Origin of the sequence: Aeromonas sp. QDB39 (genome assembly GCF_027707585.1) — a bacterium.
Classification (GTDB): domain Bacteria; phylum Pseudomonadota; class Gammaproteobacteria; order Enterobacterales; family Aeromonadaceae; genus Aeromonas; species Aeromonas hydrophila.
The window spans coordinates 83117-106506 of record NZ_JAPCIV010000010.1 but is presented as its reverse complement, the minus strand read 5'-3'; the positions used below and the strand labels follow the sequence as shown (position 1 = coordinate 106506).

Here is a 23390-nt window from a genome sequence, read left to right as displayed (position 1 = left end):
CCCTGACCATGAATCACTCCGTACTCAAATCTGCCAGCGTCTACAGCGCCAAGCTCCCAGCCATCGGCGCCATGCGCGAACACCTGGCCGAACTCTCCTTCACTCCGCTCACTGAAAATCAGCTCAGCTGCGCCGGGTTCGAGAACAACCAGGTGACCGGCGAGCTTGTTACCAACCTGCCAGGCGTCGGCTACGTATTCGTCGTGCGCCAAGACACCAAGCTCATTCCGACCAAGATCGTCAACCGCAAGCTCAAAGAGCGCGTTGACGCGCTGATAACCTCCGGTCTGCGTGAGAAGGTTACCCGCAAAGAGAAGCAGGCCATGAAGGAGCAACTGATTGTCGAAATGGCCTCCACCGCCGAATATGAAACCACGCTTGTCCACGCCCTGTATGACCAGAACAACGAGTTGCTGTACCTCAACACCACCACCAAGCGCCCGCTCAAGGTGGTCATGCACCTGCTGGTGAAGTGCATGGGTTCGCTCAAGACCCAGACCATCCACATCGACGACATCAAGATGGGGATCAGCAACCGCCTGAAAGACTACCTGACCGATAGCGCAGAGCGCCCAGAAGCGCTCGGCCCCTTCTCCCCGCTCCAGTTCGTCAAGCTCAAGTCTGCCGACACCGCGCAAGAGATGGTGACCTTCAAGGGTATGGATCTCAACGGGGAGCGCGCCTCTGATGTTGTTTCCCTGCTGGAAGCTGGCTACCAGGTGGAAGAGCTGGAGCTGTGGCACGAACCCATCAGCTTCAAGCTGAACAGCGATTTCAGCCTGCGCGCCATCACCATGCCGGATTACGACTCGGATGATGACGCCGATGACTACGCCCACCACTGGCGCCAGTGCAACGCTGCGAACCTCATCCTGCTGTCGAAGGCCATCACCGACCTCTGCACCATGATGGACTACCAAGCCCCGGCAGAGGAGAAAGCGGCATGTGAAGCACTTCCGGCTGACCAATACCAGCTTTATCAAGATGCCGTTGAATTCGTAATGGAGTCAGGCAGGGCTTCTATCAGTGCAATCCAGCGCCATTTCAGGATTGGATACAACCGTGCAGCGTGGCTTGTTGAAGCCATGGAGACCAGGGGCATCGTCAGTACGCCCGACTCGCAGGGTCTCCGGAAAGTGATTGCCGGAGGTGCCGCATGACCGACCTCACCATAACCGACACCAAGGACGTCTGGGTGGTTTACACCAACACCGACCTCACCGAGGGGCGTGGGTATCAGTACCCGATCCACTTCTGTGGCTCACCCGCAACCGCCGCACGCATGGCGATACGCAAGGGCGTCCAGGGGAGCGACGCCAACGTCAGCAAGGAGATCGCCGTGAAGGTGCGAGGCAGTTGGCTGGCGCCGGTGAGCATCATCGAGCCCAACGACGCAGATCGCCGCGCTGACGCGCTTAACGCCGAGCGCCTGCGGGTGATGGACAAGGCCCGGGCCGCTGGCCTGACGGACGACGAAATCAGAATGCTGGGGGATGTATGAACGAACACACCAAGGGCCTGCTGCGGGTGGGCCATTCCGGGGCGGTTGTGGCAGACCACCCCGTCCCAGAAATGAGCGGCAGCGATGCCGTCGAATACTACGGCGGCCACTTGGTCGCCGAGTCAGTCACCGCCGCCAATGCCCGGCGGCTGGCCGCCTGCTGGAACCTACTGGACGGCTACGACACCAAGGAGCTGGAGGGCGTGAGCCTGGCCGAGTTTGTGGCCAAGCAGGCTTACCTCAAAGAGATGAACACCCATGACGGGCTCAACATCTCCATGTCAGGCATAGCGCTACAGATGGTGGCGGCATCATTCGCCGGACAGTTCAAGGCCAACAGCGCCACCAACTACCTGGAGCTGAGCGGCAGCCACCCTGAAACAGGCCCCTTCACCATCACTATGCAGCGTACCCATGGCCTCACCCCGGCGCAGAAGCTGGCCGCCATGACCAAGCAGCGGGATGTGCTGCTCGATGCGCTGAATGGTGTGCTTGGAGTGATGAACAACAGCCAGGGGGTAGCAGGCTGGCACCAGAACGGCGCCATAGCCACCTGGGACGAGCTGCTGCCGGAAGTGGCTGCCGCCCTCGAATTTGTGGAAGGAGAGCAATCGTGAAGCGATTCAACTGCACACTGGCCGACAAGCGTGGCGAGTTTGGAGAGTGCATGGAGGCCCACAACACTGGGCGCTATGTGCTGTTTTCTGATGTGGAGAAACTGCAGCGACGCATGCAGGAGATGCTGGATAAGAGCAACAGAACCGGCGTGGCAATAGAGCGCGCTATCTCCACCGGCGCTGTTCCGGCAGACCACCCGCTCAAGTCGCGGCTGGATCTGCTGGCAAACCACCACAAGCACGAGCAGGCACTGGCTGATGGCATGGTGGCCATGGCCGACCAATGCCACCTGCTGGCTTCCCTGCTGCGGGAATTGCGAGATGGCGTTGAGGGGGATTGGTGCTTCCCTGGTGATCTGGACGAGCGCATCGACTCAGCTCTGGCTGTCACCCTATGTGTGCGACTTGATGCAGCGTGTACCGAGGCCGCTACCACCCCGACCGAGCAGGGCTACCGCGAGCTGCAGGGACAGCATGACAAAGTGCAGAGCCGGCTCAAGGCGGCGCTGGACATCGTGCGGGATCTCGTGGAACTGCCGTACTCCACTGGCGGGTTGATAGTGCGCCTCGAGGTGCGAGAGCGTGCTCGGGATCTGCTGGCTGGCCAGGTGCCGGCTCTCGTGAAAGGCCGCACCATCACCGAAGGTCAGGAGTTTGAGCTCACCGCAGTGCTGCAGTCCATCGCCAACGGGTTCAGTGACGACCCGGCGCATGACGCTGCAGCGATGCTCAAGCGGATCGCCGGCGAAGTACCGTGGACGGGTGACTCCTTCCAGATCCCGCCACGCCAAGGAGGTGAGCCGTGCGCTTTAGAGAGCCGATCATCCAGCAAGGCCTGACCCGTACCGAAGCAGACGAGACCTGCGCCAGATACCTCCGGATCAACCCAGGCGCCCGGGTCACCATCGACAGCCAACCCGATAACCCCCAGCTCAAGACCCTGATAGCCCACCTCCCCGTCCTGCCGTTCAGGCAAGTCATGGATCCCGGCTTTATCGGGTACCGGGGCTGGCGAGCATAACCAGATCCCCGGCCTGCCCGGGGCTTCCAATTCAAGGACTCACCATGGCGAAAATCTACATAGCCGGGCCTATCTCAGGCCTGCCGAACTTCAACCGCGACGCCTTCAATGCCGAGGCGCACCGCCTGCTTGGCCTGGGCCATGTGGCCCTAAACCCGGCGATCCTGCCGGATGGGCTGGAGCAGCACCAATACATGGCCATCTGCATCGAGATGGTCAAGATGGCCGATCAGTTGGTCATGCTGCCTGGCTGGGAGCGCAGCGCCGGCGCCAGAGCAGAGCACGCCCTGGCCATCAAGCTCGGCAAGGCCATAATCCTCCCCGTGCCGCACTTGGCTGACGAGGTGGCGGCATGACCAGACAGCGGGCTGCCGGGCTCGCCATCCTGGCGCTAAACACCCTGGCCGCACTGATGGTGCTGACCCTGCTGTAATCGCGGCCCTTCCTTCAATCCACCCGGCGCCCCATCCTCTGAGACAGGAGGGCCACGCCATGCAACAACTTCAACTGACCATCGACCAGGACAGCCAGCTTCTCAACGAGCTGGTCAGCGCCGTGCGCTCCCCCACCCTTTCCCGATCGGCCAAGCTCGCCGAGATTGGCCGCATCCTTGCGCACTTCGATCTGCCTATCGAAGCGCCCCGGGTTGCTGGCCAGCTCTGGAGCGCCACCGAGCTGGGCAAGGAGCTGGGGGTAAGTGCCCAGGCCATTGGCCGGCTGGCCAACCAGCACCAACTCAAACGCCCGGCGTTCGGGGAGTACCGCCTTGACCAGGCGGTCAGCAGCAGGAAGCAGGTGGAATGCTTCCTCTACAACCGAGCGGGCCGGGATGAAATCACCAGACTGACGAGGACCAACAACCATGGGAACAGCAGCAGACCCGGCGCAAACCCACATTCAGGGCCAGCTCATCATAATGAGAATGCCTGACGCCATCCCGCTCAGCACCTACCTGAGCACTATCGAGCTCACCGACCGGGACACCATCAACAAGCGGATCCAGCGCGGTATCTGGCAGTTGGGGGTGCACATCGTCAACGTGGACGGGGTAAAGGAGCGTTGGGTCAACATCGCGGAGGTAACCAAGTGGGCAATGAAAAACAGCTCCCACGCGGCGTAACGGTCCGCGGGGATACGATCAACATCACCTTCACGTTCAAGGGGGTTCGCTGTCGCGAGCCCCTGTCCAACTTGCCGAACACCACCGCCAACGTGCGTTACGCCTCCCGCTTGCTCGGGGAGATACAAGGCAAGATTGAGCGTGGCCAGTTCGCCTACGCCGACTACTTCCCGAAGTCCAAGAAGCTGCGGATGTTCGGTGGTGCCTCGATCGCCGCCAAGGTGGCCGATTACCTGGACGAGTACCTGCAGCGATGTGAACGCCGGGGGCTGAGCCCATCCACAATGGTTGGGTACCGCAAATGCCACAAGGCGCTGGCCGACCTGCACGGGATCACCGTCTCGGAGCTGACCCCCGCCCAAGTGAAAAACTGGCTGATCCGGGGGGGCACTACCGCCAAGACAGCGCGCAACCGGCTGTCGTTCCTGCGCAGCGCAATCGACGAGGCTGTCACGGATGGTTTGCTGGCATCAAACCCGGTTTCGCTGGTGACCGTTTCCCGATATTTGGACGGGAGTTCAGTTCCCGAACAGGGAGCCAAGGACGTGGACCCCTTCACCCCGGAGGAAGTGGCCGCCATCATCTCAACAGCCCACGGCATCAATGAGCAGTGGGCCAACCTGTTCTCCTTCGCTTTCGCAACCGGGATGCGGCCGTCTGAGCTGTGCGCCCTTCGCTGGGAGGCCATCGACTGGGTCGGTAACACCGTGCAGGTGTCGCGCGCCAAAGTGGTCGGGGTCATCAAAACCACCAAGACCCGGGCCGGAACTCGCACCATCGAGCTGACCGGCGAGGCGCTGGCGGCGCTGACCAGCCAGAAGCGCTTCACCTTCATGCGGGGGGAGTATGTCTTTGACGACCCCAAGCTCAACCAGCCCTGGGCCGGGGCCGACGCCATCAGGAAGAAAGCCTGGCTCTACACCCTCAAGCGGTCCGGCGTTCGCTACCGCCACCTCTACCAAACCCGCCACACCTTCGCCACCGCCAACATCAGCCGCGGCTGCAACCTGTTTTGGCTCTCCACCCAGATGGGACACAAGGGGCCAGAAATGCTGTTTCGGCACTACGGATCCTACCTTGCCGAGTACGACGGCCAGACTGCAAAAGCGCCAATCCTGATCCAAAATCCAACCGGAAAATAAAAAAGCCTTATAGTTCAATTGGTAAAGCTGCACGGTCCGGGGGTTCAAATCCCCCCAGCACCAAACGTTTGGAAAGGGCCACCTCGCAAGAGGTGGCCCTTTTTATATCCGGCATCCTGACACTTAGAAAAAGATTCACGCCTACCAAGAAGGCAGGGAGATATCCAACCCAGGCACTGTAACGTCAACAAACTCGTCAATGCCCCGCCACAACCGAGCCTGCTCACGAACGGCCTGCTGATAGGCCCAGGTCACTATAGCGGTAGAACGTTCGGCATCAACCCCCACCAAAAGCCTGAGCTCGTCGGTGAGGAGTGTTCCGTGCGTCACAATATTCTGCTCATACCAGGCATCCCTGTGTTCTGGCGCTGCGAGGAAGTCTCGCTTGCTGCGATTGCAGTTAGCATGTGCCAGCACGAAGTTGTGACCCAGATCAAGAGGATAACGGCGCCAAGGGATGAAGTGATCCACCTCGCCAGCCCCCTGTATCGCCTTGCGGCAGTAGAAGCAGGTTCCCCCCTGCAACTCTCTCAGTACTTTCCCAACCCGTCCCAGCCCCTGCCGGCGTGAACCAAAGAGAAAATCTTCCAGCCCCACACTGGGACCAATCAGCCCCTGATTCCCCTTTATGTCGCAGATAAGTTGCAACCAATGTTCTCGGGAGAGGGAAACCACCAGATCGTAAAAGCGATGAAGACAGTAGAGAATACCGGGGTTAAGGCAAATGTGATCCACCCCCTTGTGATGAGGATAGAGGTGGCACACCTCCTGCCCTCCCAGGATCTGCAAACGCCATAACGGGCCTTCAATCAAGATACGCCGCACTCGGGCAATGAGAGGCCGCCAAGCAGAATGGCCCCGCAAAGCGGTCACCGAACTCACACCCTCTTCACGCAGCCGAGACAACTCTGTCAGCATGATTGCCTGACGTCCGCTGCTCTGCTTGAGCAAAGCAGCACTTTCTTCCGTTGCCGAGTAAGGTAGAGAGTGCTGCCAGTAAAGCTCAACAAACTTGGCTGCAAGCTCATCCAGCGTGATGGTACGGGCAGCAGCCAGTTCATGGCTATCGGCATTACGCCCGATGGCGATATCTGCAATCCCGTGAAGCAAGGCGCACTTGTAAGTAGCCACAAAGTCGCCTTCGGTGAAAATACGCTGCAGATAAGCGATGAAAGCAAGTTGTTGCTCAGGGGAGGCGTGCATGTGTTCCCCCCAGGATCAGGCTCTGCCAACTTAACTCACCACGAGCCATGACATCCTGTTGTAGGGCCGAGGCATGGAGGATCGTCAGCCCCTCCTTCCGTGCCAGACACTCAACTTCCTCGAGGCTCACTGGGAACATAGCCCGCTCCCGCGCCTCCTGCTCCGATACGGAGAAGCGAAGGCTCAACACCAGATAACCCTGTGGCGACAGCAGCTCACCAAGACGAGCCAAGGCCAGCGGGCGATCCGCCAAAGACAAATGCATCCAGACCGCACTGAGCAGGATCAGATCAAAAGGGCCGATTACATGAGAGAGTGCTGGCATGGAATCATTGACCCACGTCACCGCTAGCGTGCGAGTATGGTGTTGACCCAACGCACTGAAGGCATGGCAAGGTTCGACCGCCACCACATGGTGGCCGGGGTTAAGGCCAGCCAAAAAGGCTGTATCCCGTCCACTGCCCGCCCCTACGTCAAGCAATCTGCGTGGGGCCACCACCAGCCAGGGTTCCAGCAATCTGAGCCAATCACCATGAACGGCACGGGCAGGGATCTGTTGATAGCGGGCCGCCAGTTCGTGGGCATGATACTGGTAGTAAGCAAGAGACACGATGCGTTCCAATCGGGAAAGGAATAAAAATAATCTCACAGGATCAGTTAGTTGGCTATTCCTTCATATACAGAAGGGGGCTCAATCCCTCTCCCCTGCCTGCTGGCAGGCCCAGTCGATGAAGGCTTGCGCCTTGGGGTTCTGGCAATTGGGCAGAGTGGCGATGTAGTAGCGCTGGGCGCAGCGCACCGCCATGTCCGGGAAGGGGGCCACCAGCTCGCGCCGTGCCAGCCGCTTGCTCACCAGGTTCTGGCGTCCCATGGCGATCCCGGCGTGATTCATGGCGGCGATGATGGCAAGATCGGAGCGATCAAACCCCATGCTGGCCCTGCATGCCGAAAGCGACACGCCGGACTGCTCGGCCCAGCTGGACCACTCGTCGCCGTCGGAGTCATGGCCCCAGGCTTGCCGATCATGCAGCAGGCGGCAGTGCGCCAGGTTGGCCGGGTTGCCGAGCAGCCCGTGTTGTTTGGCATACTCAGGGCTGCACACCGGCACCATGTACTCGTCCATCAGCGGATGGATGGCGAGCCGCGCAGGCGTCTTGTCGTCGAAATAGAGGGTGAGATCGATGCCGTAACCATGCAGGTTGATGTTCTCGTTGCCGGTCATGATGTTGAGCTCGATCTGGGGATGCAGGCGGGAGAAATCCGCCAGCCGAGGCACCAGCCAGCACTGGGCGATGGAGGGGCGCGAGTAGATGGTCAGGGTGCCCGACAGCTCCTGATGGCGGATCTCCAGAATCTCCTGGTTGATGAACTCCAGCGATGACTTGAGCGCCCAGAACACCCGCTGCCCGTCTGCCGTCAGCGCCACCTTGCGGTGAAAGCGCTGGAACAGCTTGAAGCCGAGATCCTCCTCCAGGGCGCTTATCCGGTGGCTCACCGCACTCGGGCTGAGCGCCAGCTCGTCGGCGGCCAGCGCAAAGGAGCCGTGTCTGGCTGCCGCCTCGAAGGTGTGCAGTCTGGCCAGCTGATAGCCGTTGAGCAGCTTGTTTCCCGCAACACTGCTTCTCGCCACATAGTTATCTTCGCCGTACATATGCCCCCCCTTGCGAAACCGGCACCGATGATACCGAAAAAGTGGTCCTCTGCATCATCTCACGCCACGCAAAACCACCTTCACAACATAAATGTGATGAATGTGGCACCTTTGCATCAACCTAGCTCACCCAAGCTGCCGATTTCATCATTTGTCAGGGAACCTGCATTTTCATTCAATAGCGCCAACATCATTCCCATGACAGAGGCACGCCATGAATTCAGAAATGTGGATCGTCGGAACCCTGCTGACCAGCATACTGCTGATCGTCGTCACCATAGTGAAGGGTAAGGTCCACCCCTTCCTCGCCCTGCTGCTGGCAAGCTTCTATGTGGGCGCCCTGATGGGGATGAACCCGCTCAAGATGGTCAATGCCATGGAGGAAGGCATAGGCGGCACCCTGGGCTTTCTGGCCGCCGTCATCGGCCTTGGCACCATACTCGGCAAGATGATGGAGGTGTCGGGCGCCGCCGAGCGCATCGGCCTCGCCCTGCAGCAGTGCCGCTGGCTGTCGCCCCAGGTGACCATGGTGCTGGTCGGGCTGGTATGCGGTATCACCCTGTTTGTGGAGGTGGGGGTGGTGCTGCTCATTCCGCTGGCCTTCTCCATCGCCCGCAAGACCAACACCTCGCTGCTGACCCTGGCCATTCCACTCTGTACCGCCCTGATGGCCGTGCACTGCATAGTGCCGCCCCACCCCGCCGCCCTCTATGTCACCAACCAGCTGGGTGCCGATGTGGGATCCGTCATCGTCTATGGCCTCGCGGTCGGGTTGTTTGCCTCGCTGGTAGGCGGCCCGCTGTTTCTGAAGCTGCTGGGCAAGCGGGTACCGTTCAAGGGGGTGCCTGCCGCCTTTGCCGACATCCAGGCCCGCAACGAGGCCGAGCTGCCGACCTTGGGCGCCTCTCTCTTCACCGTGTTGCTGCCCATCCTGTTGATGCTGGTCAAGACGGTGGCCGAGCTCAACATGGATCACGCCAGCCACCTCTATACCCTGCTGGAGTTTATCGGCAACCCCATCACCGCCATGTTCATCGCCGCCTTCACCGCCTACTACGTGCTGGGGATCCGCCGGCGCATGCAGATGGAAGGGCTGCTGGACCAGACCGAGCAGTGTTTCTCCTCCATCGCCAACATACTGCTGATCATCGGTGCCGGCGGCGCCTTCAACGGGGTACTCAAGGCCAGTGGCCTTGGGAACGGCCTGGCCACCATTCTCTCCCAGCTCGACATGCATCCCATCCTGCTGGCCTGGCTGGTGGCCATCGTGCTGCACGCCGCCGTGGGCTCCGCCACCGTCGCCATGATGGGGGCTACCGCCATCGTCTCCCCCATCATGGTGCACTACCCGAACATCAGCCCGGAGATCATGACGCTCGCCATCGGCTCCGGTGCTATTGGCTGCACCATGGTGACCGACTCCCTGTTCTGGCTGGTCAAGCAGTATTGCGGCGCCACCCTGAACGAAACGCTCAAGTACTACACTACCGCCACCTTTGTCGCCTCCCTGATGGCGCTGGCCGGCACTTTCCTGCTCTCCTGTATCGTGTAACGAGGCCGAGAACACCATGAAAAACATCGATGTATCACAACTCACCCAGCAGTTTCCGCTGCTGCAATCCCTGATCGCGCTGGAACCGGTCAGCTGGTTCAACCCCAAGGCCACCACCCTGGTGGAAGGTCTTCCCTATGTGGAGCTCGATGGCAGCGATGTGGCGGATGCCTCCTCCCGCCTGGCCCGCTTCGCCCCCTACCTGTGCGAAGCCTTCCCCGAGACCCGCGCCAGCAAGGGCATTCTCGAGTCCGAGATCGCCGCTATCCCGGCGATGCAGGCCACTCTCAACCAGCGTTACGGCGTTGAGGTCACCGGTCGATTGCTGCTGAAAAAAGACAGCCATCTGCCCATCTCCGGTTCCATCAAGGCGCGCGGCGGCATCTACGAGGTGCTGGCCCACGCCGAGCAACTGGCCATCAAGGCCGGTCTGCTCTGCGAAGAGGACGACTATCGCAAGCTGCTCACAGACGAGTTCCGCCACTTCTTCAGCCAGTACAGCATCGCGGTGGGCTCCACCGGCAACCTCGGCATGTCCATCGGCATCATGAGTGCCCGCCTCGGCTTTCGCGTCACCGTCCACATGTCGGCTGATGCGCGGGAGTGGAAGAAGCGCAAGTTGCGCGAACATGGTGCCATCGTGGTGGAATACGCCGAGGATTACGGGGTCGCGGTGGAGCAGGGCCGCAAGGAGGCCGAGCGCGATCCCGCCTGCTTCTTCATCGATGACGAGAACTCACGCACCCTGTTCCTCGGCTACGCGGTAGCCGGTGAGCGGGTGAAAAAGCAGTTTGATGAAATGGGGATTGTGGTGGACGCCGACCATCCGCTGTTTGTCTACCTGCCTTGCGGCGTCGGTGGCGGCCCCGGCGGGGTGGCCTTTGGCCTCAAGCTCGCGTTCGGTGACCACGTTCACTGCCTGTTCGCCGAGCCGACCCACTCCCCCTGCATGCTGCTCGGGGTCCACACCGGCTTGCACGATGCCATTGCGGTGCAAGACCTTGGCATCGACAACCTCACTGCGGCCGACGGCCTCGCCGTGGGGCGCGCTTCCGGCTTTGTCGGCCGCGCCATGGAGCGGCTGCTGGCAGGTTTCTACACCCTTAGCGATCAGGAGATGTATGACCTGCTCGGACTCTTGGCCCGCGCTGAGCAGATCAAGCTCGAACCTTCTGCCCTGGCCGGCATGGCAGGCCCGTGGCGCGTCGCGGCCAACCTTGAGTGGCAGGCCGGTCAGGGGCTGGATGCAGCAAAAATGGCTCGGGCCACCCACCTGGTATGGGCCACTGGCGGCGGCATGGTGCCCGCCGAGGAGATGGAAAAGTACCTGGCCAGCGCCCGCCGCTGATCTTTTTTTCAGCCATAAAACCCGCCAGACTGGCGGGTTTTTCTCGTGTGGGATCAGCAAGATGGCGCCGCTGTTCGCCCCCTTGTAAGCCAGACGGCCAGACAGCTGGACACCCTGAATTGCCGACAATCCCCCCAAGCTGGTTATTTTGTGATACGATAGTGGCCGTTTTTTGACATCTGCACCCACGTTGGCGCCCTGATCCGGCGAGATCGCGACCCAATCCGTCGATCACAACCATCACGGGCATGCAGAAAAACCGTGGCCTGATGGCCCCGTCCGGCACAAAGCCTGGCGGCGGTCAGCAAGACACACGAGATAAGGAGATCGGGCAATGAAACAATATCAAAGCTGGCTGGGACAATATCTGATGAGTCGCCGCGATGGGGATCACGCCATGGCATCCGAACTCGCCAGCTCCATCTGCGAGTTCTGGCAGGCCCAGGGAGACGAGGCCGAGTTCAGCAAGTGGCAGCAGATCTACCAGCAGCACGTGGAAAAAACCACCTGACCCATTGGGTGCCCCCCTCGGCACCCGCCCATCACCCATAAAAAAACCGGCGCTCATGGCGCCGGTTTTGCATTTCAGTGACCCGTATTACATCTGGTCGACCATATCCTGGGCGAACTGGGAGCAGGAGCGCAGGGTGGCGCCTTCCATCAGACGCTCGAAGTCATAGGTGACGGTCTTGTTGCGGATCGCCGCTTCCATCCCCTTGATGATGAGGTCGGCCGCCTCAACCCAGCCCATGTGGCGCAGCATCATCTCGGCGGAGAGGATGAGGGAACCCGGGTTGACCTTGTCCTGACCGGCGTATTTCGGCGCGGTGCCGTGGGTCGCTTCGAACAGGGCCACGCCGTCACCGATGTTGGCACCCGGTGCGATGCCGATGCCGCCCACCTGGGCCGCCAGCGCGTCGGAGATGTAGTCACCGTTCAAGTTCATGCAGGCGATGACGTCATACTCGGCCGGGCGCAGCAGGATCTGTTGCAGGAAGGCGTCGGCGATGACGTCCTTGACCACGATGGTCTTGCCGGTTTTCGGGTTCTTGAAGGAGCACCAGGGGCCGCCGTCGATGAGCTGGGCATCGTACTCTTTCTGGGCCAGGGCATAGCCCCAATCCTTGAAGGCACCTTCGGTGAACTTCATGATGTTGCCCTTGTGCACCAGGGTCACGGAGTCGCGATCGTTGTCGATGGCATACTCGATGGCGGCACGGACCAGACGCTCGGTACCGGCCTTGGACATGGGCTTGATGCCGATGCCGCAGGTCTCGGGGAAGCGAATCTTCTTCACGCCCATCTCGTTTTGCAGGAAGGCGATCACCTTCTTGGCTTCGTCGCTGTCGGCTTTCCACTCGATGCCGGCGTAGATGTCTTCGGCGTTCTCGCGGAAGATCACCATGTCGGTCAGATCAGGACGCTTGACCGGGCTCGGGGTGCCCTCGTAGTAACGAACCGGACGCAGGCAGATGTAGAGATCCAGCTCCTGGCGCAGGGCCACGTTGAGGGAGCGAATACCGCCGCCGACCGGGGTGGTCAGCGGGCCCTTGATGGCCACGCAGTATTCACGAATGAAATCCAGGGTTTCGGCCGGCAGCCAGGCACCTTCGCCATAGACATGAGTCGACTTCTCGCCGGTGTAGATCTCCATCCAGGCGATCTTGCGCTCGCCTTTGTAGGCTTTCTCGACCGCGGCATTCACCACATTCAACATGGCCGGGGTCACGTCCACACCGATGCCATCCCCTTCGATAAACGGAATGATCGGATGGTTGGGAACCTGCAGCTTGCCGTTGGCATCGACTGTGATTTTCTGGCCCTGGGTCGGGATAACTACTTTGCTTTCCATCGGCATCTCCTAACTTCCGTTTGTTATCAATCTGTAAGTTGCGCGCGGCCATCTTAAGCCCATCCATTTGCAGAATCAAATGGCGAGCACGCATGTCAGCCCATAGTCGCGCACTGGATCACAATGCGTCCCTTCTGCCTGCTCCGGATCCGAAGCAGCCCCGCCGGAGCCTGACTCGGACAGGCTCCAGCAGCATCCCTGCTTATCCCGCCAGCCCCTGCGGCTGGCTGAGTGCCCGGTACTGGGAGGGGGTCAGCCCGGTCTTCTGCTTGAACACCCGGCAAAAATAGTTCACATCGCTGTAACCACAGCGGCTGGCCACCTCTTCGAGGCGAAAGCGGTATTTCTTGAGCATGAACTTGGCCCGATCGATGCGCACCCAGCTGATGTAATCGGCCAGGCGCATGTGCCCCTGCTCGCGAAACAGATGCGACAGGTGGCTGACCGAGACGTTGAAGCGATGGGCGATCGAATCCCGGCTGATGGGGCGGTGAAAGTTCTCCTGGTTATAGATGCAGATCCCGTGAAACAGCTCAGCCCCCCGCGGCCGCTCGAAGGTGGACTCGGCCAGCAGCTGGCGCACGCTGGTGAGCAGCGCCTGCAGCAGGTGATTGTCGGTGGGGGAGCGAGCGGGATCCTCGGTCAGCACGTTGAGCGCCGCCAGTATGTGTTCGTTCACATGGCCGGCCCGGGCCATGATGCTGTGCTTTTGCACGTCAAAGAAATCGGGGTCTTCCCGCCGCTTGCTCACCAGACTGAAGCCCAGCTGACGCTTGCCGAACAGCAGGCTCAGCACCGAGCAGTCGGTGGTCCAGAGCGGCTTGTTCCAGCCGTTGGGAGGGATGTAGAGCGCCTGCCCCGGGGCGATGCAGATCTCCTGGCAGCCCTGCTCCCTGTCCCAGATCTGGTTGCGGTACTCGCCGCTGAACACCAGCTCGAGGCGGGGAAAGTTGACCTGATAGCTGAAACCGGGCGGCACCCCCTGATCCTGGGCGAACCAGATCTGGTCGAAGGGGGCCTGCTCGTGGAGGGCGCCATCGAGCAACTGGCTGAAGACAAGAGACATGCTGATCCTGATCAAGAGAGAGGCAAGCGGTTGCGGTGCCCGCGACCGCCCATGTTATAGTCCGGTCCACGGCAGCAATGCCACCCTTTTCTGCACCCGATTTTCTGCACACCAAATGAGGCATCCCTTATGAGCAGTCGCGATCTGCCCTCTTTTTTGTCAATGCAAAATCCGATTCAAGGCTACGACTGGGGCAGCCATGACGCCCTCACCACCCTGTTCGGCATCCCCAATCCGGCGGGCAAGCCCCAGGCCGAACTGTGGATGGGTGCCCACCCCAACGGCTGCTCCGAGGTAGTGCTGGCCGGACAGGCACAAAAGCTCTCGACCCTGATAAAGAGCGCCCCCGCCGCCGTGCTGGGCGAGGCCACCCAGACCCGTTTTGGCAACCTGCCGTTCCTGTTCAAGGTGCTGTGCGCCGAGAAGGCCCTCTCCATTCAGGTGCACCCGAGCAAGGCGCAGGCCGAAGCGGGCTTTGCCAAGGAAGAGGCCGCCGGCATCCCGCCAACGGCCGCCAATCGCAACTACAAGGATCCCAACCACAAGCCCGAGCTGGTGTTTGCCCTCACCCCCTATCAGGCGATGAACGGCTTTCGCGCCATCCCGGCCATCCTGGCGCTGTTCGAGCGGGTCAAGCTGCCCGCCCTTGCCGAGCTGGTCGCCGCCCTCGCCGCCAGCCAGAACGAAGCGGGTCTGCAGCACTTCTTCCACCAGCTGCTGGTGCTGGAAGGAGCGCGCAAGGAGGAGGCACTGGCGGGCCTGCTGGCCTTTGCCGCCGCCCATCAGGATGAAGAGACCTTCGCCCTCGTCACCAGCCTGGCCGCCCAATACCCGGGGGATGTGGGGCTGTTCTCGCCGCTCTTGCTCAACGTGGTGACCCTGCAGCCCGGTCAGGCAATGTATCTGGACGCCTGCACCCCGCACGCCTATGTGCGCGGCACTGGCCTCGAGATCATGGCAAACTCCGACAACGTGCTGCGCGCCGGGCTCACTCCCAAGTACATAGACGTGGCAGAGCTGTTGGCCTGCACCCGCTGCTTGCCCAAGCCGGACGACCAGATCCTGCTGGCCCCCCGCATGGAAGGGGCGGTGCAGCACTTCGAGGTGCCGGTACCGGACTTCACCTTCAGCGTCTATCCGGCGGGCGAGCACCAGCTCACCACCACCAGCGCCGAGATCCTGTTTGCCATCGACGAGGCCGTGATCCTCAAGCGCGGTGACGACACCCTGCGCCTCGAGAAGGGGCAGTCCGCCTTCATCCCGGCCGCCACCGGCCGCTACCAGCTGCTGGCCGAGGGCCGGGTCGCCCGCGCCGGCAACCGCTGCTAAGCCGATTCAAATCGACCCACGACCACAAGGGCCATCCAGGATGGCCCTTGTTTTTTGACGGTCTCAGCCACTACGCCGCCCTGCCTTCTGCCGACAAATTTCTTGATGTGCGGCATAAATTCATCAGATCCTGCTGTCGTCCTCTGCCGGGTTGGCTATCATGCCCGTCTGGCTATCACTGCGCCTTGACCCTCGCCGAGGCCACCACGGTCACCCGGCCCCCGTTCAGGAAGAACATCATGAAAGGCTACTGCGGACTATCCGTTTTACTGCTGGCGCTGCTGGGCAGCCCGGTGCATGCCGCCTGTGACAAGGAAGTGGCGCTCAGGCTGGCCAAGGCGTTCTGGAGCGAGCACAAGGATTTCTATTACGCCGACCCGGCGCCGCTCAAGGCGCTGCTCACCCCCGACTTCTTCGCCGTGCTGAGCAGCGAGGCCGCCTGCAACGCCGACGGCGAGGTGTGCGCCATCGATGCCGACCCCTGGATCAATGCCCAGGATGGCGAGGTAAGCGAACCCGTCAGCTTCACCCTGGCCAACGCACAAGAGCAAGGAGTAACGGTCAGGATGAAGTATCTGTTCGCCCTCTCCGACAGCCAGAAAGAGCCGCAGACGGTCAGCCTTCATTTTCAAAAGAGCGGCGACAATCGCTGCTACCTGATGGATGACTTCATTCCGCCCGGCGACGGCTCGCTCAAGCAGCGCCTGCGCCAATGGCAGAGCCACAACGCCATCGAGCCGCAATAAAAAACCCCCGCCGTGCTGGCGGGGGTTTTGCATTCTGCCGGGCCGCGCGCCTCAGCGCCGGGCTGGCCACGGGGTCACTCCTCCACTGCCTCCGGCTGAGGTTCTTCAGCGCGGATCTGCTGCAGCTCTTCGACCCTGGCCTGCCATTTGTCGTGGGCCTGTTTGCGCTCCTGTTGCTTGAACTCTTCGCGCATGGTGTCGATCTCTTGGACCAGTTTTTCCATCGGGATGTCTCCTTACATCTGGGTGAACATGACAAGTAAAACGGGTTGACGGCACACTCCGCATCAAGGGCGTTGGCCTGTCGGTTCATCAGGTTTGACTTCCGGTTTGCCAAAACTGTCCAACTAAATAAACGATTGGATATGCAAAAAGCAATCTAAAAAATGATTAAACGTCTCCCGGAAGGCCATCAAAAGGAGGTCAAAACCGCCTCTTTCCGCTCTGACCAATAAAATACAAAACATTAATTATCAAATAGTTAAATGCACATCACTACAAATCTGCACACCCTTTTCAATCGGCCGATTATGCACTGATTTTTCATCCCCTCATTCTTGCGTTTCCTGCCACCCCGCCACCATGAGCATCCCCCAAAGCCAGGCCACCACTTTTGCCGACCGGCTCACAATTTTCTCGCCTGCTCGAGCGCACAAATCTCCATCCCGTCGTCTGCCGACAGCATTCAGGCTCACCACTTATTGGTCATCAGTCGTACTCGGATTAAAAATAACCTTCTGTTTTAAAATGTATTTCTATAAAAATGAGATCGTTCATTCAGGCAGGACAAAATGCGAGCAGGGTCACAGGCAGGCACCGTCGGCACAAAAATCCAGTAAAGGGCACATATGTCCGATTTCGGCCGAGGCACTTGGGAGAAACAATAGGCAGGTCAACCCGTTGCACCACAGTTTCAACAGGACCACTTCCATTCGGACGGCACCAGCCAGGAGAGAACCATGCTCACCACCCTGATAGATGAAGGATTGATCTGCCTCGATCTTGCGGCCCGCGACAAGCAGGCGCTGTTTGTCGAACTGGCCGCCAGGCTCAAGGCCAGCGGCAAGATAGCCAGTCAGGATCAGTTTGTCCGCGACCTCTGGGCGCGGGAGGAGCTGGACAACACCGGTTTCGAGCAGGGGGTCGCCCTGCCCCACGCCAAGAGCGAGGCGGTGCGAGAACCCGCCATCGTGGTCGGCATCAGCCGCCAGGGCATCGACTACGGCGCAGAGGATGGCGAGCCCTCCAAGCTGTTCTTCATGATTGCCTCCCCGGCGGGCGGCGCCAACCACCATATCGAGGTGCTGGCCGAGCTATCCACCAAACTGCTGGAACCCGGTTTCATCGCCAGCATGCAGGCAGCCACCAGCCGCGCCGAGGTACTCGCCTTGCTGGCCGCAGCAGGGCCGTCCGCAGCCCCTGCCGCCCCTCAGCCGCAACCCACCCAGCCGGCGGAGCCGCAGGAGCGCGGCATCAAAGCCCAGCTCAACACCCTCAAACAGCACTTGCTGTTTGGCACCTCCCACATGATCCCCTTCATCGTCGCGGGGGGCGTCTTGCTGTCGCTGTCGGTGATGATCAGCGGCAAGGGCGCCGTGCCCGAGGAGGGCGTGCTCAAGGACATGGCCGACATGGGCATCGCCGGGCTCACCCTGTTTACCGCCGTGCTGGGCGGCTACATCGCCTACTCCATGGCAGACAAACCGGGCCTGGCCCCCGGCATGATCGGCTCCTGGATTGCAGTGCAGCAGTTTCACACCGGTTTTCTCGGCGCCATCCTGGTGGGCTTTATCGCCGGCCTCATCGTCAACCAGCTCAAACGCATCAAGCTGCCGGACTCCATGAGTTCGCTCGGCTCCATCTTCATCTATCCGCTCATCGGCACCTTCCTGGTGTGCGGCATCGTGATGTGGGTGATCGGCGCCCCCATCGCCGCCATGATGGAAGGGATGAACCACTGGCTCTCCGGCATGGCGGGCTCGGGCAAGGTGATGCTGGGGGCCATCCTCGGTGGCATGACCGCCTTTGACATGGGCGGCCCCATCAACAAGGTGGCCACCCTGTTCGCCCAGACCCAGGTCAACACCCAACCCTGGCTGATGGGCGGGGTCGGCATCGCCATCTGCGTGCCGCCGCTCGGCATGGCGCTGGCGACCCTGCTCTCACCGCGTCGCTACAAGAAAGAGGAGCGTGAAGCGGGCAAGGCAGCCGCCATCATGGGCATGATCGGCATCAGCGAGGGGGCCATTCCGTTTGCCGCCGCCGACCCGGTGCGGGTCATCCCGGCCATCGTCGCTGGCGGCATCGTCGGCAACATCACCGGCTTCATGATGCACAGCATCAACCACGCCCCCTGGGGCGGCTGGATCGTGCTGCCGGTGGTGGAGGGCAAGATGGGCTATATCCTCGGCACCCTGCTCGGCGCCCTGACCACGGCCCTTATCGTCAACCTGCTGAAAAAGCCGGTCAGCGACACCGAAGAGAGCAACGAGCGCCAGGAGGAATACCAGATCATCGAGGCGGAAGGGGAAGCCGAGGTGCTGGCCATCACCGCCTGCCCCTCCGGCGTGGCCCACACCTTCCTGGCCGCCAAGAGCCTGCAAAAAGCGGCCGCCAAGGCTGGCATCAAGCTGAAAGTGGAAACCCAGGGCGCCAACGGCATCATCAATCGCATCAGCGCCAAGGACGTGGCCAACGCCCGCTGCGTGATCTTTGCCCACGATGTGGCCATAAAGAACAAGGAGCGCTTCGCCCATATCGAGGTCATCGACGTCAAGACCCGGGAGGCCATCCACAACCCGGAAGGGCTGCTGGCCCGCACCCAGCCGGGGCGCCAGGTGGCCTGACAACGGCACTTGAGAATACCTACGACAGAAGGGGCCAAGGGCCCCTTCTTTTTATCCCGGTATCAGATAACAGCAGTCCTTCTTCATCTGGCGCCCGAACGGGGATAGCGACTTCACCCTCAGGATCGATAAGATAGGAGTCATATTGTGCCTTCGCCGGCTTGGCGACCGCACCTGGACGGAGCCTTGCAAAACATGGAATTGACGGACGTACTGCTCACCCTGGCGGGTCTGGTGACCGCCGGCATCATTCTCAAGAATCGCGCGGTGACCCAACCCGACTGGGACAAACTGCCCACCCTGCCCGAGTACCTCGCCCGCCATCCCGAATGCGCCACCGACGATAGCGAAAACGCCAGTTGCTGTGCCTGCGGTTCGCACAAGGTGCTGTTCAGCCCGCTGACCGGCGCCGGCGATTACCGTTTGCGCCACACCTGCCTGGCCTGCGGCAAGGTGCTGTTTCGCAGCCGCGCCATTCTCTGACAGAATGCCGCCGCCATGCCATTACTGTACGCCTCCTCCTTGACGGCTTAACCTTCATCACTACCAGACCCAAACAGCACGAAGGGATTTGATGACACCAGATCTGGATCTGAACACCCTGCGCAGACGTTGGCTTAAAAAACATTTGCAAGAACTGCGGGCAGCAAAAAATGAGGAAGAAGAGAAAGGAGGCATACTGGGATTCGTCGGTATTCTATGCGCTCTGATCCCCTTAATGACGGCGACTGTGTACTTTGTGGGAATGCGCTATTACCAAGGTTACCTGGGGCAATTCAGACTGGACTCAACGGAGTTTTCTCCACCCGCCGACAACACACTTTTTACCGGTTTCTATCTGCTTATCCAGCTGCTTTTACCCTACGTAGTCCCAGTAATCGCTGCGCTAGGAACGCTTTTTCTTACTCTCTTTGCCATGTTGTTTACTATGAGGTGGCGTCTGACTCTCTCTTGGTGGGTGATCCGTTTCTTTGTCCTAACCCCTCTGGTACTAAAGGGAGGAAAAATCGCCAATAACTACCCGGCCCCCTTAACCTTCAACATCATGATCTGGTTGCAGAGTTCTATTTTCAAACTCGCTATTTTCATCGTCCCTCCCTTGCTGGTCATCATTGCCTCTGAACATCTCAAACCCATGGGCGAAGAACTTGCCCAAAAACAGATAGACCAGTTAGAACAAGACAAATGGCCGCAGACTGAGGCCCATAGTCAGTCTCCTCTGCTGGGGGATGAGCCCCATATTCGCATCGCCTGCAACGCTTCCCACTGCGCTTATCGCCTCAAGGGGGGTGATACCCTGATCCTGCGCTTCGATCAGATAGAAGAGACCCGCTATCGGCCTGACAAGGCCGCCTCGACATAGCAACCGCCGCCCGAAGGCGGCGTTCTATCTGGCCAGCAGCTCTTGCAGTCCGCTTATCAGGGCGTCGAGGCCTTTATCTACTTTCGATCGCGGGCAACCGACGTTGAGGCGAAGATAGCCTTTACCTTCAGGGCCATAGGTGTCGCCGCGCATGATGGCGACTCGGTATTTCTCCACCAGCAAGGTTTGCAGCGCATCCATCCGCTCGGTGGAGTCGATGCCAAGGCCGCGCAGATCAATCCAGGCGAGATAGGTCCCCTCGGGCACCCGATAGTCGATGGCGGGAAAAGCAGCGTTGAGCCGCGCCGCCACCTGGGTGAGGTTGCCGTGCAGATAGCGTTTAAGGGCATCGAGCCAGACAGCGCCATCCCGATAGGCGCTGATATGGGCCAGCACCCCGAGAATGGGCGGCGATGAGAGGCCATGGGCCGCCTTGAGCCGCTGCAGATAGGCGGCCCGCGCCCCGGCGTTGGCAATAAAGGCGTAGGCACCGCCAAGGGCCGGAATATTGAAGGATTTGGAGCCCGAGCTCACCAGCGCCCAGTGATCGTCCAGCGCCACCTCACTCCACGGCAGGTAGCGGGCAAAGCTCACATCCATATGGATGTCGTCCGAGATGACCTTGACCCCGTGACGCTGGCAAATGTCGGCCATCCGACCTAGTTCATCACGCGTCCAGACCCGGCCGGTGGGGTTGTGGGGGCTGCAGAGCAGCAAAATCCGGCAATCGGAGCGGGCCGCTTGCTGCTCGAAACATTGCCAGTCGATCTGGTAACTCCCCTCTGTTTTTTTGAGCGGGCAAGGCAGCAGCACCCTGTCGTTGGCGGCCAGCATATTGCCGAAGGCGTCGTAGGCGGGGGTATGTACCAGCACGCCTTCGCCGGGAGCAGACCAGAGGCTCACCAGCTGGACGATGATGTAGATGACCGAAGGGCCGTAGACCAGGGTGTCAGGGTCGAGCTGCGCCCCGTAACGGCTGGCGAACCAGTCGCTCACCGCCCCCTTGAAGTCGTCGTGATTCCAGCGGCTGTAGCCAAAGACCCCGTGCTCAAGGCGCTTGGCCAGGGCCGCGCGAATGCAGGGGGCAGTCTCGAAATCCATGTCGGAGATGGTAAAGGGTAGCAGGTCGGCGTGGCCGAAGCGGTCGGCCACATAGTCCCACTGGGTGCAGTAGGTGCCGTGGCGATCGACGACGCGATCAAAATCAAAGGAGTCGGTATTGGCCATCTCTTTCTCACCAGTAAAACAGCAATGAACAAGGGGGCATGGCGCCCCCCGAGGTAGGGTAGCAGAGGGCCGGATCAGACCCCCATCAGGCTCTGCAGCTGGTTTTTCACCAGATGGACCTGGGGCCCGATCACCACCTGCAGGTTGTGCTCGTCGAGCTTGATCACCCCGATGGCGCCATTCGCCTTCAATACCTTGTCATCGACCCGGCTCATGTCCTGCACCGACATCCGCAGGCGGGTGATGCAGTTATCGAGCGCCAGGATGTTATCGGCGCCGCCCAAGGCGTTGAGGATCACCTCGCCGTTGTAGCCGCTGTTGCCAGCCTTCTTGCCTGCGGGCTGGGCAGCCTCGCTGGCTTCAATCTCGCGGCTCTCTTTTTCACGGCCAGGGGTTTTGAGGTTGAAGCGCACGATGGCGAAGCGAAACACCCCGTAGTAGATGGCAAACCAGATGGCGGCTGCCACCGGTACCAGATACCACTTGGTGGCGGTGCCCTGCAGCACGCCGAACACCAGAAAATCGATGAGGTTGCCGTCGGTGTTGCCGATGGTGACGCCGAGCAGCCCCATGGTCATAAAGCCGAGCCCGGTCAGGATAGCGTGAATGACGTAGAGTACCGGCGCCACGAACAGGAACAGGAACTCCAGCGGTTCTGTGATGCCACCGATGACGCAGGCCACTACACCGGAGACCAGCAGCGCCTTGATCTTGCCGCGATTTTCCGGGCGGGCGCAGTGATACATGGCGAGCGCCGCTCCCGGCAGGCCGCCGAGGAAGGCCGGCATCTTGCCTTGGGAGAGGAAGGAGGTGGCCGACACCGAGAACTGGGCGGTATCGGCGCAGGAGAGCTCGGCGTAGAAGATATTGAGCGCGCCACTCACCTCGTTGCCGCACACCAGCGACGTGCCGCCCGCCTCGGTAAAGCGGATGAGCGCCACCAGAATGTGGTGCAGACCGAGCGGCAGCAGCAGCCGCTCACCAGTACCGAACAGGAAGGGGCCGAAGGGGCCGGCGTGGGAGATGAGCGTCCCGATGCCGTTGATGCCGGCGGCAAACCAGGGCCAGACCAGGGGCACCACCAGACCGACCACCCCCAGCACGATGGCGGTGATGATGGGCACGAAGCGGGCGCCGCCGAAGAAGGCGAGCGCATCGGGCATCTGGTAGGTATAAAAACGGGCGTGCAACTTGGCGACGATCACCCCGACGATGATGGCCCCCAGAATGCCGGTGTCGATGGAGCTGATGCCGAGGATGGATTTCACCCCGTAGGCCTTCTCCGCTGCCGCGTCACCGATGACGTTGGCCACCGTGAGGTAGAAGTTGATGGAGAGATTGAGCGCCGCATAGCCGACGAAACCGGCAAAGGCCGCCACCCCCTTCTCTTCGCGTGCCAGCCCAAGCGGAATGGCCACCGCGAACATCACCGGCAGGTAGATAAAGGCCACCAGCCCGACCTTGGTCATCCAGAGGAACAGCAGTTGCAGCACGGTATTGTCGAGGAAGGGCATGCTCTGCTTGACCGCATCGCTGGTAAGCGAGCTGCCGACACCGAGCAGAATGCCCGAGAAGGCCAGCAGGGCGACCGGCAGCATAAAGGTCTTGCCGAGGCTCTGCAGGAACTCCCAGATGGTGGATTTGGCGGGGGACTTGGCCATGTGTCAGATCCTTGTGAGGTGAGGGTCATTCGATACTCCTGCCCGGTAGCCTCCCTGACGGATGGCGACGGCGAGCCGTATCTGGTTTTGCTGGATGATAAAACGTTTTATCAACTCACAAGTGCCGACAGGATCACAGTTCAAC

The 23390-nt window shown here is 60.8% G+C and carries 24 protein-coding genes; 16 read left to right on the top strand and 8 right to left on the bottom strand.

The annotated features are described in order from the left end of the window. Positions 1 to 8 precede the first annotated feature (8 nt). The 8 genes from rdgC to PG899_RS07785 all read left to right on the top strand — a co-directional run bounded on the left by rdgC (position 9) and on the right by PG899_RS07785 (position 5401). On the top strand, positions 9 to 1160 hold the full coding sequence (rdgC, locus tag PG899_RS07820; RefSeq protein WP_270697306.1) for a recombination-associated protein RdgC: 1152 nt from the start codon (positions 9 to 11) through the stop codon (positions 1158 to 1160). Beyond that, complete coding sequence (locus PG899_RS07815; protein ID WP_270697305.1) at positions 1157 to 1501, top strand: hypothetical protein; 345 nt, start codon at positions 1157 to 1159, stop codon at positions 1499 to 1501. The genes rdgC and PG899_RS07815 overlap by 4 nt, the downstream gene beginning before the upstream one ends. Further along, positions 1498 to 2118: a hypothetical protein gene (locus PG899_RS07810; RefSeq protein WP_182954188.1), complete on the top strand. Its 621-nt coding sequence runs from the start codon at positions 1498 to 1500 to the stop codon at positions 2116 to 2118. The genes PG899_RS07815 and PG899_RS07810 overlap by 4 nt, the downstream gene beginning before the upstream one ends. Beyond that, complete coding sequence (locus PG899_RS07805) at positions 2115 to 2957, top strand: hypothetical protein (protein ID WP_270697304.1); 843 nt, start codon at positions 2115 to 2117, stop codon at positions 2955 to 2957. The genes PG899_RS07810 and PG899_RS07805 overlap by 4 nt, the downstream gene beginning before the upstream one ends. 226 nt (positions 2958 to 3183) lie before the next feature. Then, the gene (locus PG899_RS07800) at positions 3184 to 3495 is read left to right on the top strand and encodes a DUF4406 domain-containing protein (protein WP_270697303.1); all 312 of its coding nucleotides are present in this window, start codon (positions 3184 to 3186) and stop codon (positions 3493 to 3495) included. 136 nt (positions 3496 to 3631) lie between these two features. Further along, positions 3632 to 4069 (top strand): hypothetical protein, encoded by a 438-nt coding sequence (locus tag PG899_RS07795; RefSeq protein WP_043163220.1) that lies wholly within the window; start codon positions 3632 to 3634, stop codon positions 4067 to 4069. After that, positions 4062 to 4259 carry a hypothetical protein gene (locus PG899_RS07790; RefSeq protein WP_042642185.1) on the top strand — a complete coding sequence of 66 codons (198 nt, stop codon included), beginning with the start codon at positions 4062 to 4064 and terminating at the stop codon, positions 4257 to 4259. Before PG899_RS07795 ends, PG899_RS07790 begins: the two co-directional genes overlap by 8 nt. Continuing rightward, complete coding sequence (locus PG899_RS07785; protein ID WP_270697302.1) at positions 4226 to 5401, top strand: site-specific integrase; 1176 nt, start codon at positions 4226 to 4228, stop codon at positions 5399 to 5401. The genes PG899_RS07790 and PG899_RS07785 overlap by 34 nt, the downstream gene beginning before the upstream one ends. A gap of 141 nt (positions 5402 to 5542) precedes the next feature. Here PG899_RS07785 and PG899_RS07780 read toward each other — a convergent pair whose 3' ends face one another. The 3 genes from PG899_RS07780 to dsdC are packed head-to-tail and all read right to left on the bottom strand — an operon-like array spanning position 5543 to position 8255. Continuing rightward, complete coding sequence (locus PG899_RS07780) at positions 5543 to 6604, bottom strand: HNH endonuclease (protein WP_077097105.1); 1062 nt, start codon at positions 6602 to 6604, stop codon at positions 5543 to 5545. Then, positions 6588 to 7253, bottom strand: coding sequence for a class I SAM-dependent methyltransferase (locus PG899_RS07775; protein WP_077097107.1), 666 nt, complete (start codon positions 7251 to 7253; stop codon positions 6588 to 6590). The genes PG899_RS07780 and PG899_RS07775 overlap by 17 nt, the downstream gene beginning before the upstream one ends. A 42-nt stretch (positions 7254 to 7295) precedes the next feature. Beyond that, entirely contained in the window at positions 7296 to 8255 is a 960-nt protein-coding gene (gene dsdC / locus PG899_RS07770; protein WP_077097109.1) for a DNA-binding transcriptional regulator DsdC, read from the bottom strand. Positions 8256 to 8469: 214 nt separating this feature from the next. Between dsdC and dsdX the strand changes: the two genes are divergently transcribed. The 3 genes from dsdX to PG899_RS07755 all read left to right on the top strand — a co-directional run bounded on the left by dsdX (position 8470) and on the right by PG899_RS07755 (position 11666). After that, on the top strand, positions 8470 to 9807 hold the full coding sequence (gene dsdX, locus PG899_RS07765; RefSeq protein ID WP_077097111.1) for a D-serine transporter DsdX: 1338 nt from the start codon (positions 8470 to 8472) through the stop codon (positions 9805 to 9807). 16 nt (positions 9808 to 9823) lie between these two features. After that, a complete protein-coding gene (locus PG899_RS07760) occupies positions 9824 to 11155 on the top strand; it encodes a D-serine ammonia-lyase (protein ID WP_077097112.1) in 1332 nt (443 codons plus the stop codon). A 334-nt stretch (positions 11156 to 11489) separates the two neighbouring features. Further along, positions 11490 to 11666: a hypothetical protein gene (locus PG899_RS07755; protein WP_011705338.1), complete on the top strand. Its 177-nt coding sequence runs from the start codon at positions 11490 to 11492 to the stop codon at positions 11664 to 11666. Positions 11667 to 11753: 87 nt separating this feature from the next. Here the strand turns inward: PG899_RS07755 and icd are convergent, their stop codons facing one another. Further along, the gene (icd, locus tag PG899_RS07750) at positions 11754 to 13007 is read right to left on the bottom strand and encodes an NADP-dependent isocitrate dehydrogenase (RefSeq protein WP_017786499.1); all 1254 of its coding nucleotides are present in this window, start codon (positions 13005 to 13007) and stop codon (positions 11754 to 11756) included. A 202-nt stretch (positions 13008 to 13209) separates the two neighbouring features. After that, complete coding sequence (locus PG899_RS07745; RefSeq protein ID WP_270697301.1) at positions 13210 to 14073, bottom strand: helix-turn-helix transcriptional regulator; 864 nt, start codon at positions 14071 to 14073, stop codon at positions 13210 to 13212. Positions 14074 to 14202: 129 nt separating this feature from the next. On the opposite strand from PG899_RS07745, the gene manA reads away from it, so the two are divergent. Both manA and PG899_RS07735 read left to right on the top strand, forming a co-directional pair. After that, positions 14203 to 15402, top strand: coding sequence for a mannose-6-phosphate isomerase, class I (gene manA, locus PG899_RS07740; RefSeq protein WP_077097116.1), 1200 nt, complete (start codon positions 14203 to 14205; stop codon positions 15400 to 15402). 239 nt (positions 15403 to 15641) lie between these two features. After that, positions 15642 to 16148 (top strand): hypothetical protein, encoded by a 507-nt coding sequence (locus tag PG899_RS07735; protein ID WP_179101474.1) that lies wholly within the window; start codon positions 15642 to 15644, stop codon positions 16146 to 16148. A 74-nt stretch (positions 16149 to 16222) separates the two neighbouring features. Here the strand turns inward: PG899_RS07735 and PG899_RS07730 are convergent, their stop codons facing one another. Next, complete coding sequence (locus tag PG899_RS07730; RefSeq protein WP_011705333.1) at positions 16223 to 16372, bottom strand: hypothetical protein; 150 nt, start codon at positions 16370 to 16372, stop codon at positions 16223 to 16225. Between the two features lie 735 nt (positions 16373 to 17107). Between PG899_RS07730 and PG899_RS07725 the strand changes: the two genes are divergently transcribed. The 3 genes from PG899_RS07725 to PG899_RS07715 all read left to right on the top strand — a co-directional run bounded on the left by PG899_RS07725 (position 17108) and on the right by PG899_RS07715 (position 20357). Continuing rightward, positions 17108 to 18994 carry a PTS fructose transporter subunit EIIC gene (locus PG899_RS07725; protein WP_077097120.1) on the top strand — a complete coding sequence of 629 codons (1887 nt, stop codon included), beginning with the start codon at positions 17108 to 17110 and terminating at the stop codon, positions 18992 to 18994. A 195-nt stretch (positions 18995 to 19189) separates the two neighbouring features. After that, positions 19190 to 19477, top strand: a complete 288-nt coding sequence (locus PG899_RS07720) for a hypothetical protein (protein WP_017409991.1) — start codon at positions 19190 to 19192, stop codon at positions 19475 to 19477. 91 nt (positions 19478 to 19568) lie between these two features. Further along, a complete protein-coding gene (locus tag PG899_RS07715) occupies positions 19569 to 20357 on the top strand; it encodes a hypothetical protein (RefSeq protein WP_077097122.1) in 789 nt (262 codons plus the stop codon). Between the two features lie 24 nt (positions 20358 to 20381). Here PG899_RS07715 and PG899_RS07710 read toward each other — a convergent pair whose 3' ends face one another. After that, positions 20382 to 21584, bottom strand: coding sequence for a MalY/PatB family protein (locus PG899_RS07710; protein WP_077097124.1), 1203 nt, complete (start codon positions 21582 to 21584; stop codon positions 20382 to 20384). 74 nt (positions 21585 to 21658) lie between these two features. After that, positions 21659 to 23245: a maltose/glucose-specific PTS transporter subunit IIBC gene (gene malX / locus PG899_RS07705; protein ID WP_077097126.1), complete on the bottom strand. Its 1587-nt coding sequence runs from the start codon at positions 23243 to 23245 to the stop codon at positions 21659 to 21661. Positions 23246 to 23390 lie beyond the last annotated feature (145 nt).